The sequence below is a fragment of the Vibrio sp. 10N.261.51.C6 genome (assembly GCF_041471785.1).
Taxonomy (GTDB): domain Bacteria; phylum Pseudomonadota; class Gammaproteobacteria; order Enterobacterales; family Vibrionaceae; genus Vibrio; species Vibrio crassostreae_C.
Window position 1 is genome coordinate 66,028 of sequence record NZ_JBFRPB010000065.1, and the last position, 17,484, is coordinate 83,511.

14 protein-coding genes and 2 tRNA genes are annotated in these 17,484 nt (G+C 45.1%); 5 read left to right on the forward strand and 11 right to left on the reverse strand.

All coding sequences use genetic code 11. The features are described from left to right. Positions 1-59: 59 nt before the first annotated feature. Positions 60-671, forward strand: a complete 612-nt coding sequence (locus tag AB4375_RS17680) for a LysE family translocator (RefSeq protein ID WP_372052168.1) — start codon at positions 60-62, stop codon at positions 669-671. A 68-nt stretch (positions 672-739) separates the two neighbouring features. Here the strand turns inward: AB4375_RS17680 and AB4375_RS17685 are convergent, their stop codons facing one another. The 6 genes from AB4375_RS17685 to AB4375_RS17710 all read right to left on the reverse strand — a co-directional run bounded on the left by AB4375_RS17685 (position 740) and on the right by AB4375_RS17710 (position 6,139). After that, positions 740-1,927, reverse strand: coding sequence for a DUF1501 domain-containing protein (locus AB4375_RS17685; protein ID WP_017062670.1), 1,188 nt, complete (start codon positions 1,925-1,927; stop codon positions 740-742). Positions 1,928-1,935: 8 nt separating this feature from the next. Continuing rightward, positions 1,936-3,297: a DUF1800 family protein gene (locus AB4375_RS17690; RefSeq protein WP_017081500.1), complete on the reverse strand. Its 1,362-nt coding sequence runs from the start codon at positions 3,295-3,297 to the stop codon at positions 1,936-1,938. A gap of 140 nt (positions 3,298-3,437) precedes the next feature. After that, entirely contained in the window at positions 3,438-3,890 is a 453-nt protein-coding gene (locus tag AB4375_RS17695) for a GNAT family N-acetyltransferase (protein WP_372052169.1), read from the reverse strand. A gap of 46 nt (positions 3,891-3,936) precedes the next feature. Further along, a complete protein-coding gene (locus AB4375_RS17700; RefSeq protein WP_017067098.1) occupies positions 3,937-4,359 on the reverse strand; it encodes an N-acetyltransferase in 423 nt (140 codons plus the stop codon). Positions 4,360-4,458: 99 nt separating this feature from the next. Further along, on the reverse strand, positions 4,459-4,797 hold the full coding sequence (locus tag AB4375_RS17705; RefSeq protein WP_004731484.1) for a zinc ribbon domain-containing protein YjdM: 339 nt from the start codon (positions 4,795-4,797) through the stop codon (positions 4,459-4,461). Between the two features lie 178 nt (positions 4,798-4,975). Then, positions 4,976-6,139 (reverse strand): threonine/serine exporter family protein, encoded by a 1,164-nt coding sequence (locus AB4375_RS17710; protein WP_004731486.1) that lies wholly within the window; start codon positions 6,137-6,139, stop codon positions 4,976-4,978. 525 nt (positions 6,140-6,664) lie between these two features. On the opposite strand from AB4375_RS17710, the gene AB4375_RS17715 reads away from it, so the two are divergent. The 3 genes from AB4375_RS17715 (at position 6,665) to AB4375_RS17725 (ending at position 7,435) form a co-directional block, all read left to right on the forward strand. Further along, a tRNA-Gly gene (locus AB4375_RS17715) sits at positions 6,665-6,739 on the forward strand. Between the two features lie 38 nt (positions 6,740-6,777). Continuing rightward, positions 6,778-6,852, forward strand: a tRNA-Gly gene (locus tag AB4375_RS17720). A 325-nt stretch (positions 6,853-7,177) separates the two neighbouring features. After that, on the forward strand, positions 7,178-7,435 hold the full coding sequence (locus tag AB4375_RS17725) for a hypothetical protein (RefSeq protein ID WP_065583933.1): 258 nt from the start codon (positions 7,178-7,180) through the stop codon (positions 7,433-7,435). Positions 7,436-7,561: 126 nt separating this feature from the next. On the opposite strand, the gene AB4375_RS17730 is transcribed toward AB4375_RS17725, so the two are convergent. The 5 genes from AB4375_RS17730 to AB4375_RS17750 form a co-directional block, all read right to left on the reverse strand. Next, positions 7,562-8,101: a cupredoxin family protein gene (locus tag AB4375_RS17730; RefSeq protein WP_372052172.1), complete on the reverse strand. Its 540-nt coding sequence runs from the start codon at positions 8,099-8,101 to the stop codon at positions 7,562-7,564. Between the two features lie 107 nt (positions 8,102-8,208). After that, the gene (locus AB4375_RS17735; RefSeq protein WP_372052173.1) at positions 8,209-11,352 is read right to left on the reverse strand and encodes an efflux RND transporter permease subunit; all 3,144 of its coding nucleotides are present in this window, start codon (positions 11,350-11,352) and stop codon (positions 8,209-8,211) included. Beyond that, on the reverse strand, positions 11,349-13,088 hold the full coding sequence (locus AB4375_RS17740) for an efflux RND transporter periplasmic adaptor subunit (RefSeq protein WP_372052174.1): 1,740 nt from the start codon (positions 13,086-13,088) through the stop codon (positions 11,349-11,351). The genes AB4375_RS17735 and AB4375_RS17740 overlap by 4 nt, the downstream gene beginning before the upstream one ends. 11 nt (positions 13,089-13,099) lie before the next feature. After that, the gene (locus AB4375_RS17745) at positions 13,100-14,542 is read right to left on the reverse strand and encodes a TolC family protein (protein WP_372052178.1); all 1,443 of its coding nucleotides are present in this window, start codon (positions 14,540-14,542) and stop codon (positions 13,100-13,102) included. Positions 14,543-14,641: 99 nt separating this feature from the next. Then, on the reverse strand, positions 14,642-15,106 hold the full coding sequence (locus tag AB4375_RS17750) for a hypothetical protein (RefSeq protein WP_372052175.1): 465 nt from the start codon (positions 15,104-15,106) through the stop codon (positions 14,642-14,644). A 234-nt stretch (positions 15,107-15,340) separates the two neighbouring features. On the opposite strand from AB4375_RS17750, the gene AB4375_RS17755 reads away from it, so the two are divergent. Continuing rightward, on the forward strand, positions 15,341-17,484 hold a 2,144-nt coding region (locus AB4375_RS17755; RefSeq protein WP_372052177.1), incomplete at its 3' end, for a VCBS domain-containing protein.

Below are 17,484 nucleotides of genomic sequence, written 5' to 3' on the forward strand. Positions count from 1 at the left end.
AGGCAGCAATAAAAAACCATACAATGCTGGCTCATCAAATATAAAGAGTTGGAGTCATTATGGAGTGGTTAATCCTAGCAGTATTGGGACTATTGATTGTTATCAGCCCAGGCGCTGATTTCGTTTTAGTTTTGAAAAACAGTGTCAACCAAGGAAGACAAGCAGGGATTTGGACTGCAATCGGTGTGAGTTTAGCGATTTGTGCTCACATCAGTTATTCAATGCTTGGGATCAGTTACTTAATCTCACAGAATGAGCAGCTGTTTGACATGATTAGATACGCAGGTGCAACCTACCTTATTTATCTAGGGCTAAAAGGTATCCTGAGCGCAAACAACAAACTTGCACCTATCGAAGATACGAAGCAAAGCACCAGTGTTTGGCGCTATTTAGCCCAGGGCTTTTTGTGTAACGTGCTCAACCCAAAAACCATGTTGTTCTTCTTGAGCATCTTCACTCAAGTCATCTCACCTGATGCAGAGAACCAGCATGTCGCACTCGGCTATGGACTTTATATGATTTTTCTTCACGGATTATGGTTTGGAGTTGTCGCCATGCTTTTCACTTCGAAGACGTTACAAAAGCACTTATTGAGAGCCAAGAAAAGACTCAATCAAGCGTGTGGGGTTGGCTTAGTGACGTTCGGAGCACTGTTGGCGATTAAATCGTAAACAAGCGAGTCAGAAATAGAAAGCGATTCAAACGACTGAATCGCATCTAACTGGGTCTTGGTAAAACTCTAAACAAGATTCATCGGTCTAATATCGGCACTATCAGGGAAGATAGCGTTGAGTTGTTTCACTTCTATCGATAAATGTCGGTTGAGCACACCCTTGATAACCGAACGCATATCAATCGTTGGATTAAGATCTCGGCCTTCATATAGTTGGCTTTGGCTCAAGCCCGGCCAATTGGCAATAACCTTACCACCCGCTCCTTTCAACGATGGCATCGTGCCACCTGCAACAAACATGACGTTGCCGGTGCCATGGTCGGTTCCTTTAGTGCCATTTTCTTTTGCTGTTCGACCAAATTCACTGGCTGCAATGATCACTGTCTTCTGCCAACGATCACCAAGTGAAGCCTTGAGAGCCGCTAACCCAACATCCAAAGTTTTAAGCTGATTACTCAACCGTCCATTTACGTTACCTTGATTGGCGTGAGTGTCCCATCCACCGAGTTCTAACGCTGCGATGTTTGGTCCGTTATCAGCCGACAATATGTCGCCTGTTTTACCCATCAATGATTTAAACTGTTTGCCGACACCTTGGTCGCCTACCAGTTGATCTATCTTCATGACACTTTCAAAGTTTGAAGACAGCATTTGGTCACTTTGAAACAACTCTTCCAGCAGTTCCGTTTGTTTATCACGTGTTTTTAAGCGGTTTGGGTACCAACTTGCCACGGTCGATTCGCCCTGCATGATGAGTGGTAAGCCCGAATCAATCGCTATTCCATCGTATTTTTCTGAGCTCAACGTGAGTAAACGGTTAATCCACCCTACGGTGTTAAACGGGTCGGAAGTGCCATTCTCCAATATCTTCTGTCCATCAAAATGTGAGCGCTCGCGATAAGCGGTTGAACAAGCGTGTACAAAGCTGAGTTCGTTACTCTCATACCATTGATGGCATTGCTTTAGGGACGGATGGAGCCCAAAGAAATCATCCAACTTCACTAGCTGTTCAGGTTTTAATCCGATGTTGGGTCTCAAATTAGAGTAATCCGGATCGGCATGCGGCACTACAACATTTAAACCATCCATCGCGCCACGCAGTGATACCCAAATGAAGATATTGTCTGAACCTGTTTTGGCAAAGCTTGGAAATGGCAGCATCGCACTGACGCCAACAGCCGCCGCAATACCCATGAACTGGCGGCGGTTAATACTATGTGGCGCTTTATTCTGAGAACAATCTGACTTTTTCATACCCACTCCTAACGATATTGAAACTGCGGACTTAGCCACAACAGGGAAAGTTGCATTGCAGCGCTGTCGGCTTTGTTCAATACAATTTGGGTGTGTTCATCAATAGCATCGCCATATAAACCCGCGATCACTTTATCCACTACCGCTTTCGGCTTAACTCCTGACGCTTTAGCCGATTTTATTGCAGCAGACGCAAGCCTATTCGCAACTTGCATACGTTGAGTCAACGCCGAAGGGCTATTGTAGTCTCTGTCTTGATCCGACCAGCCTGCAGGTGAACCCGGTTTAAAAGGAGGCTGCCCTAAATTGTTGAGTGCATTGAATGCCTGTTTCTCGTTTAAAGAAATATCGGCACTACGAAGAACGGCAAACAGCCACTCCTTCGGCGGTCTAAAACGATTAGGGTTAGGTTTACTCGCCTCAGCGCTGTTCAATAACAAGCGATAGATAGGCAGTAAATCTCCCTCGCCTTTCAGATATTCAGCAACCATTTGCTCTGAGAGTTCTTTAGATATGTCGCCAATGAAATGCTGGCAAAGCTTATCAACCAAGTGCGCAGCAGTGTCTTTGTGGGTCGCTAAGGTTTTTAAACACGACTCTCCTTGCGAGACCCCGGATTGAGAATAGGACTTTCCAAGCAGTGTGATACTTCCTGGCTCATGCAGATTATTAGCGAATCGAAAACCAGCATCAGGAGATTTGAATTTAATGCCCCAGCCTGAAATGCCTTTTGCTAAAGCAATAACATCTTGCTGAGTATAAGAACCGTCAACGCCAAGAGTGTGGAGTTCTAAGATCTCACGAGCGAGGTTCTCATTGAGCCCCTTATTACGGCGCTTTCCGACTTTTGAATTGGGACCAATCGAGAGTTGATTATCGAGATACAGAAGCATCGCAGGATGTTTAGAAGAAGCCATCAGCATCTCGCCAAAGTTACCATTCCAATGCTGGCGAACCACATCGTTTTCAATGCTGGCGGCCAAGGGCATCAGTTTTCGATTATCGACCGAGATGGCGAAGTGATTGCTCCAAAACTGAATGATGCGCTCTTGAAAACCATAAGGAGTTTCAACACTTTGTAGGTGGCGAGCTTGAGCTTGTTGTCGATACTGCGTTCGAAGAAAAGACTGCGCTTCTTTCTTGGTGGCTTGCATCTGTTGTTCGTCACCCTTGGCCTTCATTCGTTGTACACGATTCTCTCCTACTTTAATCAGAGTAGATTCAGTACTCGGTAAGTCTTGTATAGCTTGGTGAACGAATGGCTTTTTATCCAACTGTTCTACAGGAGAATAATAGGTTGTTTGACCTAGTTTTGGCCCAAAGCCAAACCTTTGTTCACCCACGATTTTTGAAGTCGGGTAATAATTCATTGCACACTCCCTTACGCTCGATCTTTTCTAAGTGTAATCGCTTAGTCATCAAGCATAGGGAGCTTTACAAGGTTTTACGTTAGATAAGTGTCAGGTGCCTATCAAGTTACCGACACGGTGTGATCATTTTGAATGAGTGTCTATTCACGCCACATATAGACAAACTGATCGTTTTGCGAGGTGATTTCGAAGCCAAACCTTAAATACAACTCCCCAACTCGATTACCTTGTAAATAACACAACTCCACAGGCTTATTGAGTTTGGCTGCTTGAGCTAAGCAATCCGTTAAAACTTGGCTGCCAATACCTTTGCCATGATATTCAGGCAGTAGAAAGAATCGGCAAAAATAGAAGTGCTCGCCTTTGTCTTGCAACAACACACTACCAATCGCTTTATCTTGATATTCAATGATTTCAGGGCGTTCTTCAGCCCATTCTTCGGCGTGTATATCTCGTTGAATTTGCTCATCCCAGCCAAATACGGCTTTGATCGGTTCAAACTCAGCGGCCTTCTTAAGCTCGAACAGAAATTCATAATCTGATGACTGAGCCGGTCTTGTTGAATGCGAAAGAGCAGCTTTAACCATGTCCATATGATGTTGATTCCTGTTACTTTTCTACCGGGTTTAGTTATCAAGCTTAAGATAAGTGCATGGTGTATTCTTGATGTCCTGTGTGCTCATCAGTTTGTTCGCTCACAATAGAGAAACCTTGAGACAAGTAGAACTCAATGGTCGCTTGGTTCTCTTTATACACATTCAAAGACAGATTCGGGCATTCAAGCTTCGCGTGTTGGATAAGTTGCTTACCAACACCACAGCCTTGATGCTGTGGGCTCACAAATATCGCCGCTAAGATACCTTCATAAAGCGAATAAAAGCCACAAACCTCACCGTCTACTTGATACACGTAAGTTATTGATGCAGGAATGTATATGTCGCGCATATTACCTACTTGAGACTCCCAGAACTCAGGAGCCACAAAGTCATGCGCCTTGATCGAGGCGGTTAACCAAATATCTAAAACGACCTCAATATCAGCTGGGTTGTACTCTCTAATCATCTTAATTCTCTAAAATTATTGCGTTTTAATATGCGAATCAGTATGTCGAGAAGCGACTTAAACTTATTGAAGATTTACGACAATTATTTGAAACAATGGTTACTGCTTCTTAACGTACTTCGCCGTAACCAGCATTTCACCGCCACCATCCAGCTTGCAATCTAGTTGGTGATCTTTGCCTTCATTGATGCGTCGAATCACAGCTTTAGTGCCGATTTTCAGTACGCTAGAACTGCCTTTAATTTTTAGATCTTTAATGAAGGTAACTTTATCGCCACTTTCCAATACAACGCCATTTACGTCCTTAACACGCGCGGCTTCTCTTTCTAAACGCTCTTCTTCTGGATTCCACTCATAGGCACACTCAGGGCAGATTAGGTTGTTTTGGTCTGGGTAGACATATTCAGATTGGCATTGCGGACAAGGAGGTAAGGACATACGTTAATACTTCATTTAAATAGAATTTGTTCCATTTTAATGGCTCTTGTCAGGCTTAGCGAGCATAAATCTAACAAGTTTTACGGAGAGCTAATTGTCTTAAAAAAGAGCAGTACCTAAAACGAACAAACACAGCCGCTAAGCTGTGTTTGTTTAAAGGTTTGAAAAGCGGAACGGCTTAACGTTCGACTTTTGGTGAGTAAATCGAGTAAGCGGTGATTTGCCCTGCCACGATTGCAGAGAACATGAATAACGCCGACAAACCAATACTCGGGATAGGCAGAATCGATTGTTCAAACACCGATTGGCTGGCACTCACTAATACTCGGCTACCCGGAACCAAGATGATGATCCCTTGCACGATATAAATAGAGCCCGTGAGCTCCATCTTTTTAGCAATCCAAGTTCCGTACAAAGTAATAAGAACCGTCGTAACCCAAGTACCGACAACCCAACCACTATCAAAACCTAGATAGAACGGGCCCCACATACCGAGAACCGCTACTGGTAAACCAAGTAAGATATCTTTAGGTCGCGCATTGAACATTACACCGATAGACACAGAGATCAGCACCAAGCCAGATATGTGCATCCACATTGGTACCGCATTGGTATAGTCGATGGAAACCGCTTGTCCCCATATCGCTTCACCGATGTTGAGCCCCATGATAATCCCGACAAACAGCTTAATCAGGGTTAAGGCGCTCTGCCCTAACAAGCTGGTACCAGAGACTAGATCATTAAACGCCAAACATTCTAATGCGTTGGCTATGGATAACCCGGGGACAAACAGGACAATCGAGGCGATACACAACGCCCACACCGGAATCGGCAACCCTGTACTCGCCAGAAATGCCACGAAGATACCCGTTAACAGTGCCGAGATGAACTCAACCGCGATTGCGCGACGTGAATGAAGAACTTGCTGACATACCCAAACCATCAAACCCAATAAGGCAGAAAAGCCCACAGCTTCCAACGTGCTGCCCACCAGCATCAAATACGCAGGCGGAATACCCATATTGGCAAGTGCCGTCACGAATTTAGAGTAACCGACAGGCTCTGGTACAGGCTCACTACTCGGTTGGTTAATACGAATGATCGTATTGGCCAACAAACTCAGGTTAATTGACGCAGGCTTTAGACGCTTAAGAATAACGGCGTTGTTATCGTCTGGAAATTGATAGTTAATCGCAGTTGGCGTTGCTTGGATCATCACATCCACACCATGCTTTTTTGCATAGAATTGAGTGTATTTCTCTAGCTTGTAAGGAGCACAGCCACTGCGGTGAAGAGTGTCACCAATTTCAACAATTTTGTTAATTCGGAACTGAGAAGGCATGGGAATTTTAGGGGAGACAAAATGTGCGGCAAATGTACCAAACGATAGACGGGATGACGAGGCTTTTGCGTGAATTATCAACTGAACTCGTTACTTTTTTCTGCAAAGGCTTATAAGTGCCTATAACTCTACTAATTTGGGATTAGTTTACTGAATGTTTTGACAGGCTGATAAGTTAAATTTATGCATTCAGATTGTTATTAGTGGACGCCAAAACACGAATAAAAATCAGTTTATGTTAACACTCCAAATTCCTTAATTTTCAGGAGATTTATGACAACCAAGCACCACTGAAACAGGTTTATAAATTAAGGCGGATTTATCGCAAAAAGCAACATGACATTTACTATTATTTCTCGCCCTCCTTTTTTAGAGATTTTAGTCACATTTTATTCACTCTGAAAACGCCGAACATGATGGAAAAACTAGCGGAGTGGTGGTTATGCGAGCACTTAGAATAAAAATGAAAGAAAAAGGTTTCGTTTTCAGTTAGATGTGGCATTATCAAACTCGTTAAGACGATGTGCGTGCATCGTATAATGGCTATTACCTCAGCCTTCCAAGCTGATGATGCGGGTTCGATTCCCGCTGCACGCTCCAGTCTTCTTGATACCTCAGTCTTACTCTTAAGACAGTGTGCGTGCATCGTATAATGGCTATTACCTCAGCCTTCCAAGCTGATGATGCGGGTTCGATTCCCGCTGCACGCTCCAACTTCTCCTTATGCTCCATGACGTGCTTTATTCCAGCGACACGCTATTCAAAAACTTTCTCCGTTAGTTAAATCCATAGTCATTAAATCTATACTGACTAAACTTATTTTATTTAAGCTTAGATTGACGAATCAACGCTAAGTGACCAACCAAAGCTATTAGCTCCTTAATTCGCTTCGTATTTCTGACACCTATCCAAATCACACATTGCAGTTCAGCTTTTAATGATTTTCAAAATTGTTCCAATTTAATAATCTTGGTCAATATCTGCAAAAATCATTGTGTTAATGTGCGCGCATTAGCAACAACCCATAAATAATAAAAAATGTTTAAAAGCAATGAGTTAACAATTAGCATCGAAGCAATTAATGTCGCGCTAGCAAAAGTTGAAAATGCCAATAAAATTCAGCTAGATACATTGAAAGGTTATGTGAACAGCGAGCCTGAACAGGCTGTACTGGCTTTTCGATCGCTGAATGAAGCAGAGTCAATCGATGACAAGTTTAAAAAGATCATGGCAGAGCTACCGCATCTGAGCGGCGAAGCACACCATCTGCTTGAAACTTCTATCTTGCTACAGTGACTATAAATAAAGATAAGCCTCAGCGAATCCCTCACAGCAAAGCGCTTTAGGTATAAGTTAAGACTTATCTTTAATTTTCTAGCCCTCATTGAATTTCTAATTCAACAAAGCGCTATTGATTAACGTCTAAAGCGTTAACGACTTCACCATACCCGCTTCAGCGTGACCAGGGATATTGCACGCTAACTCTACGTTATTATCACCATGGAAATGCCACAGCAATTGCTTCGCTTTACCCGGCTTAACTGTAACTGTGCTGCCCGAGTCATGAGCGTGATTACCCATGTTTTTCATCATTTCACGGTGCTCTAGCTGCTCTGAAGCAGAACCAATCGAAAATTCGTGATCAATCTTGCCTGTGTTCATCACAACGAACTGCACCACGTCGTTCGGCTCAATATCAACCTTGTTCTTAAATGTGATTTTCATATCGTCACTTAGCAGAACATGAACCACTTTATCCGGCTTTGCGCCTGTCGCAGGCATACCCACTTCAGACATGCCTTCCATATTCATCATCGAATGGTCCATCTCTCCACTCTTCATCATCGAGTGATCCATGTTTGAATGGGCGATACTTGAATGATCAACAGTTGAATGGTCCATTTCAGCAAAAGCCGTTGCAGTAGTTAACGTCAGTGCAATCGCAATAAGTGTCTTTTTCATGATCGTTCCTTAGATTAATTCAGTTATTTATTTGTTAGTTTCACATGTTCATGTGGTACGCCCTTACTCACTCTGTTTTTAGTCAGTAAGGGCTAATAATCAATACGTTATTTGTTTATTTCATTTTGACTGTGCGTAATCTCACGCTGTTTCCAGAGCTTAAAGATTGCAGGCAACACCAGTAGGGTAAGCAATAGTGCAGACGCCATTCCGCCTATCATCGGCGCAGCAATTCGCTGCATCACTTCAGAGCCCGTACCTTCGCCATACATAATTGGAATGAGGCCAATGATCACAGTGAGAACCGTCATCATTACTGGACGCACACGAAGCCCTGCCCCTTCACGAATGGCATCAGTGAGATCGGTTTGTTGGAGTGTTTGCTGGCTCTGTTCGGCATCAAGCTTTTTGAAGTGCCACGCTTGGTTGAGATACACCAACATGATCACACCTATCTCGACAGCTACCCCGGCAAGCGCGATAAAGCCCACACCCACCGCACTGGAGAAGTTATAATTGAGGACATGCATCAGCCATAAACCACCCACCATCGCGAGTGGCAATGTCAGCATGATCATCATCACTTCACCGACACGGCGGAAGCTCAAATACAGCAGCAACATAATGATGGCAATGGTGATAGGCACGACCACACTTAAGCGATCTTTGGCGCGTTCCATGTACTCGTATTGACCAGACCAAGCCAGTGAGTAACCCGCAGGCAAAACAAGCTGATCTGTAACGACTTTTTGTGCCTCTGCCACATAAGAACCAAGGTCACGCCCTTCGATATCCACGAACACCCAACCATTAGGACGCGCATTCTCTGTTTTGATCATCGGAGGGCCATCTTCATATCGAATATCCGCGACATCAGAAAGCGCGATACGAGCACCGTTTGGTGTCACTAACGGTAGGTTCTGTAACTTAACGACAGAATCACGATAGCTTTGTGGATAACGGACATTGATCGGGTAACGCTCTAGTCCCTCAACGGTTTCACCCACGTTCATGCCACCAACCGCAGTCGAGATAACCTGTTGCACTTCTTTAATGCTCAAGCCATATCGCGCAGCAGAGCGGCGTTTAATGTCTATCGTGACGTAACGACCGCCCGCAACACGCTCGGCGTAGACAGAAGCCGTACCACTGACGCTGTTGAGGATGGGTTCAAGTTGCGAACCAATATCCTCTATCACGCTCAGATCCGGGCCAGCGATTTTGATACCAATTGGCGTTTTGATACCAGTCGCTAACATGTCGATACGCGTTTTGATTGGCATGACCCAAGCATTGGTCAAACCGGGGAATTGAATCAGATCATCAAACTCTTTACGCAGAGACTCCGTAGTGACACCGTCACGCCACTCATCTCGCGGTTTAAGCTGAATAACCGTTTCAATCATAGTCAGTGGCGCAGGATCGGTTGCTGTCTCTGCTCGACCAATTTTGCCCCACGTGGTTTCGACTTCTGGAATGGTTTTGATGAGTTTGTTGGTTTGTTGCAACAACTCACGCGCTTTACCAATTGAGATGCCCGGATACGTGGTTGGCATGTACATCAAATCCCCTTCATCCAAAGGAGGAATGAACTCACTACCAAGCTTACTGGTTGGGTAATAAGCAGACGCCATTAAGCCAAGTGCGATAACAATCATCACCTTGGGATACTTGAGGCTGAGGTTCAGAAGCGGTTTATACATCGCCACTAGGCTTCGGTTTACTGGGTTTTTGTGTTCAGGTAACACGTTGCCGCGAATGAAGTAACCCATTAGCACAGGAACAAGCGTGATAGCCAAACCGGCTGCAGCGGCCATTGCATACGTCTTGGTAAATGCAAGTGGCGAGAACATCTTGCCCTCTTGCCCTTCTAGCGCGAACACAGGCACAAAACTCAAGGTAATGATAATCAGAGAGAAGAACAGCGGTGCGCCAACTTCTTCTGCTGCCTTACCAATCACCTGCCAACGGTTTTTGTCAGTGAGCGGAGTCCGTTCAATGTGTTTATGAACGTTCTCGATCATCACGATGGCACCATCCACCATGGCGCCAATCGCAATCGCGATCCCGCCAAGAGACATGATATTGGCGTTAATACCCTGCCAATGCATCACAATGAATGCACCTAAGATACCAACAGGCAGACTTAGTGCGATAACCAACGACGAGCGGATATGGAACAAGAACAGCGCACACACCACGGCGACCACGATGAACTCTTCAGCCAGCTTCTTCCAAAGGTTTTCAACGGCTGAATCAATCAAAGTAGAACGGTCATAAGTCGCGACAATCTCGACACCATCAGGTAAGCCTGCTTGCAGTTCCGCAAGCTTGGATTTAACCGAATCGATCACTTCACTGGCATTTTCACCAAAGCGCATCACGATAACGCCGCCAACCGCTTCACCCTCACCGTTGAGCTCCGAGATACCACGACGCATTTGCGGGCCGAGGTTAATGTCAGCAATGTCACCTAATAGTAGCGGTGTACCTTTGTCTGTCACTTTTAACGGCAGAGATTGAATGTCTTCGATGCTTGTCAGGTAACCCGTCGTACGAACCATGTGCTCGGCTTCGGCAATCTCGACAACAGACGCTCCTGTTTCTTGATTACCATCTTGGATCGCCTTGTTGACCTGTTGAAGTGTTAGGTCATAAGCACGTAACTTGGCAGGATCAATCTGCACTTGATACTGCTTCACCATGCCGCCAACGGTCGCCACTTCAGACACGCCTTCTACGGTTTGCAACTCATACTTCAAGAACCAATCTTGCAAACTACGAAGTTCCGCTAAGTCGTGCTGACCTGTTTTATCTTGCAGAACATAGCTGTAGACCCAGCCCACACCGGTTGCATCTGGCCCTAGTGTTGGCTTAGCACTCGAAGGCAAGTTAGGTGCAACTTGGCTTAGGTACTCCAGCACTCGTGAACGTGCCCAGTACATATCAGTATCGTCATTGAAGATGATATAGACATAGGAATCACCAAAGAACGAGTAACCACGAACCGTTTCAGCTCCTGGTACAGCTAACATGGCGGTGGTTAATGGATAAGTCACCTGATCCTCAACCACTTGTGGCGCTTGCCCCGGATAACTGGTTTTGATGATCACCTGAACATCTGACAAATCAGGAATGGCATCGACCGGTGTGTTTTTAACGCTGTATAAGCCGCCAAATACGATGGCTACAGTAGCAACCAGCACTAAGAAGCGGTTGCTAATAGACCAGCGAATGATTGCATTGATCATAGTTCGCCCTCACCCGTGCTATTCGTCGGTTCGAGAGATTTGAGCAGATAATCAGAACCCTGCTTCGCTACTAGAAACCGAATGGTTTGACCCTCGGCAAACTCAGATAAATCAAGGTCATCACTGGCTTGGAAATTCATTTCACCCGCTTTCCAATTCCACTCAGGGACTGGCTGATGTTTTACGGTGATCATGCCAAAATCTGCCATCAACATGGTAATGTCACCCGTTACCCAAACTTCGCCGGCGATCTTGTGTTTGTTGACCTTGTAATCAACAACCTCGTATTGCCCTGACTCTGTCTTTCGCATCTCAAAGTCAACTGCCTTACCACGTTCCACGTCACTCATGTCCAAGCCTTCCGCAAAGGTGAAGTTCATCACCATGCCCGGCCAATCCCATTCTGGAACAGGCTGATGGTTAATCGTCACCATACGACTGCCTTGCATAACGTCGGAAATTTCACCGTTCGCCCATACGGTTTCAGCTTCTTCTTCAACACCATTGATGCGTGACAGATCAGCGGATTGGCTCGATTCAGAATCCAACATGAAGTGCGCAGAAGTGACAATGTTTTCGCCTTGCTCTAGCCCTTGAAGCACCTCTATTTTTTCGCCAGCTTCACGACCAACCTCAATACGAGCAGAACGATACTTGCCAGAACCTTCTGACATCACCACTCGAGTCATACCACCGGAGTGAATAACCGAAGATCTTGGGATAGTAAGAACGGCTTCATCACTGATGGGTTTCAGCGCAATATTGGCGAACATATTTGGCTTAAGCTCGCCATGGGGATTGGAGAACTTCAAACGAACGCGCAAGGTTCGAGTTTTTGGATCAAGGATTGGGTAAACGTAATCGACATTACCCAACCACTCTTTGCCAGGAATGGCATCTAGCGTCATCACCGCATTGCTGCCTGACGAGATCCAGTGCGCTTGACGCTCAAACACCTCAGCATCAACCCATACTTCGCCTAATGGACCAGCACTGATCACCGCTTGTGCAGGTGAAAGGTAACCACCTTCTCGGATATTCAGACTTGCGATGACACCATCGGCTGGCGCTTTTATTTCAATGGTTTGCGAAGCTTTGCCTTTGCGCGTAATAGCGCGGATTTGAGTCTTATCAACACCCAAGGTAATTAAGCGTTCAGTCGAGCCCTTGATCAAACCTTTACGACCCGTTTTATAAGCACTGATCAACTCTTCTTGTGCTTTAACAATCTCTGGAGAATAGAGTGTGAAAAGCACATCACCTTTGTTTACCTTCTCACCCACTGCGTTGATGTAGAGCTTCTCAACCCAACCAGCTGCTCTTACGTTGGTTTGCCACAATGTACTTTCATCGAACGCCACATAACCCACGGTTTCAATCCGAGGAGACAACGCTTCGAACTTAACTTTCGCTGTTTTGACACCCAGATTATTTTCTACCGACGAATCAATAAACACGGTACCGGGCTCATCTTTAGCACCACTTGAGTCATCCGCGTAAACAGGGATTAAATCCATCCCCATAGGTGACTGACCCGGCTTGTCTCGCTGATAATTTGGGTCCATCGGAGCCACCCAATACAGAGGTTCATCCTTGGTTTGTTTACTTACTTCGGCGCCTGTACTCGTTGCCATTGCTGACATGTCGTGTGCTGGATTAATTAGAAAATGGTTCACACCAAAACCCAATGCACCACCGACCAATAAAGCGATTGTTGCTACTTTTACTGTATTCATTGTCTATTCCCTTATTGATTGGCTGTGTGTTTAGTTGCGCTTGAGTTGAGTTGTGGTTGGTTTACTTGGTATTCAAAACCACTGATTAACGCCGCCAGTTTGCTGTTAACGATATTGAGATCGGTGATCAAACGTTGTTGCTCTAACTTAAGCGCCAGCTCATCGGTCGTTGTTAAAATGACATCGTTAAACTGAGCGGTATTGTTTTGATAACCCCTTTCAACCGCGCTGATTCGGGCTGCGGTTTGAGGAAGCAAGGACGTTTGATAGCGATCTAATCGCTGGATAAGATTTGATCTGTCCACCAGCAATGCGTTCACTTGCGCGTTCATTTGGGAAAGTAAGGTGTCTTTTTGAGATTTAGCCGCACCAACTTGATACTGAGCAGCCGATAAGTTTTTATCTTGTCGATTCCCCGTAAACAGCGGAATGTCGACTGTCAGATAAGCACTCACCAAATCAGAAGCAGGTTCACCCGCCATGTTATTGGCTTGGCGGTACGCATACATCACTTCTACCCCAAACTGCGGGGTATAAGCTTGCTCGGCTAACTCAACCTGAGTTTGATTGGAGGAAATACTGACATCGGAGATCTTAACCAAAGGATGGTCAGTCAGTAGCTGGTAGTGCTTGGTTGAATCGATATTGGTCGCTAATTTACTTTCTAACAATGACCAATCGATTTGGTTAGTTGCATTCAGTGTGCCCTGAGAATCAAGAACCTGAGAGCCTAGCCAATCAGAACCCAACCATTCAGAAAGCTGAGAGATTAAGCGGCGCTGAACCTGCTTGTTTGCCTGAAGTTTCTCATCAAGCTTACTCACTTGAAGCTGAGCGTTAAGCAGATCTTGCGCTTCACTTTTACCAATCGAGTAATTGGTTTGTACATAGTTTTCAAGCTCAATCAAAAGGCGTCGGTTTTCACGCATCACGCCTTCTGCAACTTGCTGGTAACCCAGCTCAAGCCATAACTGCGTCATGCTATTCGCAACCGTCAATTCTCTTGCTTGCACCTGCAAAGCTAAAGCATCTGCCTGTTGGCCTGCCTTTTTCTGTTGGAGGTTAAGCGTATCGCCACGCTCAAACTGCTGCATCAGCCCTACCGATATATTAGTCATCGGGTCTTCGTCGAATTGAAAGCTATCGACAGGCAAACCGCCAAATCCAACTTTCAATTTCGGGTCCATTAAGGTCGAGCTGGCAATGCCCGTTTCTCGCATCGCTTGAGACTGAGCAAAGTACTGTTTGCGATTTCCATCTTCGCTTAACGCTATCTCAATCAGTGTATTGAGTTGCTGCGTCGAGCTTGCTTGGTCATGTGCTGAAATGTGTTGAGCATTTGAAGCTGACGCCGTGGTAGCCGCGAGCATAGCACTTGAAAACAAGGCCATAGGCAAGGCAGCAGCAACCATTAAGCTCGTGTTCATGACAAACACAGAGGTTGTTGGTTTCATATTCACAATGAATGTCCATATCTAACGCTAATTAGCGCATAAAAAAGAATGGCTTATCAGATTTATCTAACTGATAGAGCTGTATTTTTAGATATAGATTTATGCGGAAGGTGGGCGTAGCAAAGATTGAGCGCGTGCGACTTTCTGGCCAATCGTGACCGATTGAAAACGAGCTAATGAAAAGGAAAGTTGATCAACGGCTTGAACAGCCTGAATTGGATAGGGACTTGCAGAACACATTGAAGCACAGCAATCGACACTCGAACAATGGTTACCCATCATCGAGCTACCGTCTTCGCTCATTGAAGACATATCGTATTGAGCCATCAAAGCATGGGCACTCATGTTAGAGTCTTCAGCGTGTACTTCTTCACTCATCACATGACACCCCGCCATTGAATCATTAACCGAAGTATCGCTGTGGTAACAAGCCGACTTGCTCGACCCCATTTCCATCATCATTACTTCAGTCATCAAGGCTGAGGAGCTTGAGGCATAGCTAGACATCAACATCGCAATGATGCTGAAAACAATAATCCAAGTTTTTCGGAATGTGTTTGTCATAGTTTACCTTTGAATTTACAACGCAACTATAAACGTTCCCCTTAGGGTAAGGTCAATGTCATTGTGCCGATATTTACCTGACCGTTGAAAAAGTATTCATCCTCTCTTTCATCAAAACGAGATAATTCTTCGACTTTACAGTTTTTTTCTTTAAAAATTATCCAATTAGCTAGCGAAACCTCTATCTGTGTATTTTACTTAAAATAGTGCAACCACGATTCACGGATGAGAAAAATGGCTAACAAAAAAAACGTCGAAGCAAACAAGAAAAATACAGAAATCAAAAATAAGAAAAGTAACGAGCTAGAACAAAAGAAACCAACACAAAAAAAGAAGCTCAGACTGCATTCACATCTAAAAGTGAATATCCCACTTTTTCAGTCACTCATGATGATTTTGCCATCATTGGCTAAACACGCTGCTGCAGAAAGTATAGACAATTCCAGCGACGCTGCAGATCAAGTAACCGCAAATAACGTGACCGAAAAAGATGTCACCGATGACCATAGCAAGGCGGACTCATCAGCGGTTGCTCTCCAAGAAGCTCAGACGAGTGACAGCGACGTAAACTCCACCTTAAGTGCAAGTCATGCCACCCATGGTTCAAGCTCTCACTTGGTTCCTTCTCATCATTTGTCGACGCTTTCTCACCCGCAAGTCCATTACATTCCTTCGGTATCGATGCCGACTATCTCCTCAGGAAGTAACGGTCAGCCGACTCATTCAAATGCGCCGACGACACCCGCTTTACCCGTCACCTTTATGCCAGAAGTCATAAAAGGTACCTACGGAGAGCTTCATGTTGATGCAAATGGTCAATACACATTCGTATTGAATCCAAATTCTCCTCAATACATCCTGTTAAACCAGCACCAACCAGGTACTGATCATTTTGCGTTACATCTATCTAACGGCTCGAGCATCATTGTTCAGATACCGGTAACAGGTAAGCAAGACACGCCAAATATTTCTGGAGACTTAACAGGTGTGGTAACAGAAGATCACAATATTGATTCACAAGGCTTGTTACATGCGAACGGCAAAATCGATGTCATAGACCCTGACCAAAATGAAAGTTCGGTTACGCCGGAAGTTATCTCAGGTAAATATGGTTCATTAACTATCGATGCTGATGGACATTGGCAGTATCAAGTTGATAACTCGCTCTCTAATGTTCAAGCTTTAACCGCAGCCACTTCACTGCATGAAAGTTTCACAATTCACACCAAAGATGGCACACCGCAAACGATCGATATGACGATTGGCGGAAACGACGACAATGCCGTAATTACGGGTGTGGATGCTGGCACGTTAACTGAAGATTTAACGACACAAGTTCAAGGGCAGCTTTCGGTAACGGACTCTGATCTTGGAGAGGACCACTTTCAAGCCTCACAAGTGACTAGTAATTTCGGTACGCTAAGCATCACCAAAGACGGTGCGTGGACATACAGTTTAGACAACAATAACCCAGTAGTTCAAAGACTTGGCCAAGGTTCAACTGCGACAGACATCGTCACTGTTCACTCAGCTGATGGCACAGCGCATCAAGTTATGGTTACGATTAATGGCACCAACGACCATGCGGTAATCACGAGTAGTACAGCAAATTCACCAAGTTCGTTTTTGGCTATCGGGAAAAGTAATGGCTCAAGCCAAGTTACTGAAGATAAAAACCTAACGGTTTCGGGCCAACTCAACATCACCGATATCGACTCAAAAGAGGCGCATTTTTCTAATTCCGACCTCAAGGGGACACTGGGTACTTTACACCTTAAAGACAATGGCGATTGGACCTACGATCTAGATAATAAAAATCCACAAGTTCAGGCTCTTGGTCAAGGCTCTACGACAACAGACATCATAACCATCCACTCCGCCGACGGCACTCCTCATCAAATTGCAATTACCGTTAACGGCACCAATGATAAAGCCGTGATAAGCGGAACCAGTGCCGGCGCGGTAACCGAAGAGTCCCAACTTCAGACCTCGGGCACACTTGCGGTAACGGATGTAGATACTGGCGAAGCGCATTTCGCTACTTCATCCACAGGAAGTACCGATATTGCAGGCTCGTTTGGTACGCTTCATCTGACCGATACTGGTTCTTGGACGTACGATCTTGATAACACTAACCCGACCGTTCAAGCATTAGGTAAAGGCTCGACAGCTACTGATACCATCACCGTTCATTCTGCTGATGGCACGCCGCATCAAGTGACTATCACAGTAAATGGCACTAATGACAAAGCTACTGTCAGCAGCGCAACCGTTGCCATTGATGAAACTGACAAAGCGGTAACGACATCAGGAACATTGACTAGTACCGATGTTGATAATCCAGACAATGCGTTCACGCCGGATTCTATTTCAGGTAC

Bases quoted from the DNA above. Each gene is read 5' to 3' on its own strand.
- AB4375_RS17705 (WP_004731484.1), bottom strand. From the start codon at position 4,797: ATGTCCTTACCTCCTTGTCCGCAATGCCAATCTGAATATGTCTACCCA.
- AB4375_RS17750 (WP_372052175.1), bottom strand. From the start codon at position 15,106: ATGACAAACACATTCCGAAAAACTTGGATTATTGTTTTCAGCATCATT.
- AB4375_RS17685 (WP_017062670.1), bottom strand. From the start codon at position 1,927: ATGAAAAAGTCAGATTGTTCTCAGAATAAAGCGCCACATAGTATTAAC.
- AB4375_RS17700 (WP_017067098.1), bottom strand. From the start codon at position 4,359: ATGATTAGAGAGTACAACCCAGCTGATATTGAGGTCGTTTTAGATATT.
- AB4375_RS17690 (WP_017081500.1), bottom strand. From the start codon at position 3,297: ATGAATTATTACCCGACTTCAAAAATCGTGGGTGAACAAAGGTTTGGC.
- AB4375_RS17680 (WP_372052168.1), top strand. From the start codon at position 60: ATGGAGTGGTTAATCCTAGCAGTATTGGGACTATTGATTGTTATCAGC.
- AB4375_RS17730 (WP_372052172.1), bottom strand. From the start codon at position 8,101: ATGAAAAAGACACTTATTGCGATTGCACTGACGTTAACTACTGCAACG.
- AB4375_RS17710 (WP_004731486.1), bottom strand. From the start codon at position 6,139: ATGCCTTCTCAGTTCCGAATTAACAAAATTGTTGAAATTGGTGACACT.
- AB4375_RS17745 (WP_372052178.1), bottom strand. From the start codon at position 14,542: ATGAAACCAACAACCTCTGTGTTTGTCATGAACACGAGCTTAATGGTT.
- AB4375_RS17735 (WP_372052173.1), bottom strand. From the start codon at position 11,352: ATGATCAATGCAATCATTCGCTGGTCTATTAGCAACCGCTTCTTAGTG.
- AB4375_RS17695 (WP_372052169.1), bottom strand. From the start codon at position 3,890: ATGGACATGGTTAAAGCTGCTCTTTCGCATTCAACAAGACCGGCTCAG.
- AB4375_RS17740 (WP_372052174.1), bottom strand. From the start codon at position 13,088: ATGAATACAGTAAAAGTAGCAACAATCGCTTTATTGGTCGGTGGTGCA.
- AB4375_RS17725 (WP_065583933.1), top strand. From the start codon at position 7,178: ATGTTTAAAAGCAATGAGTTAACAATTAGCATCGAAGCAATTAATGTC.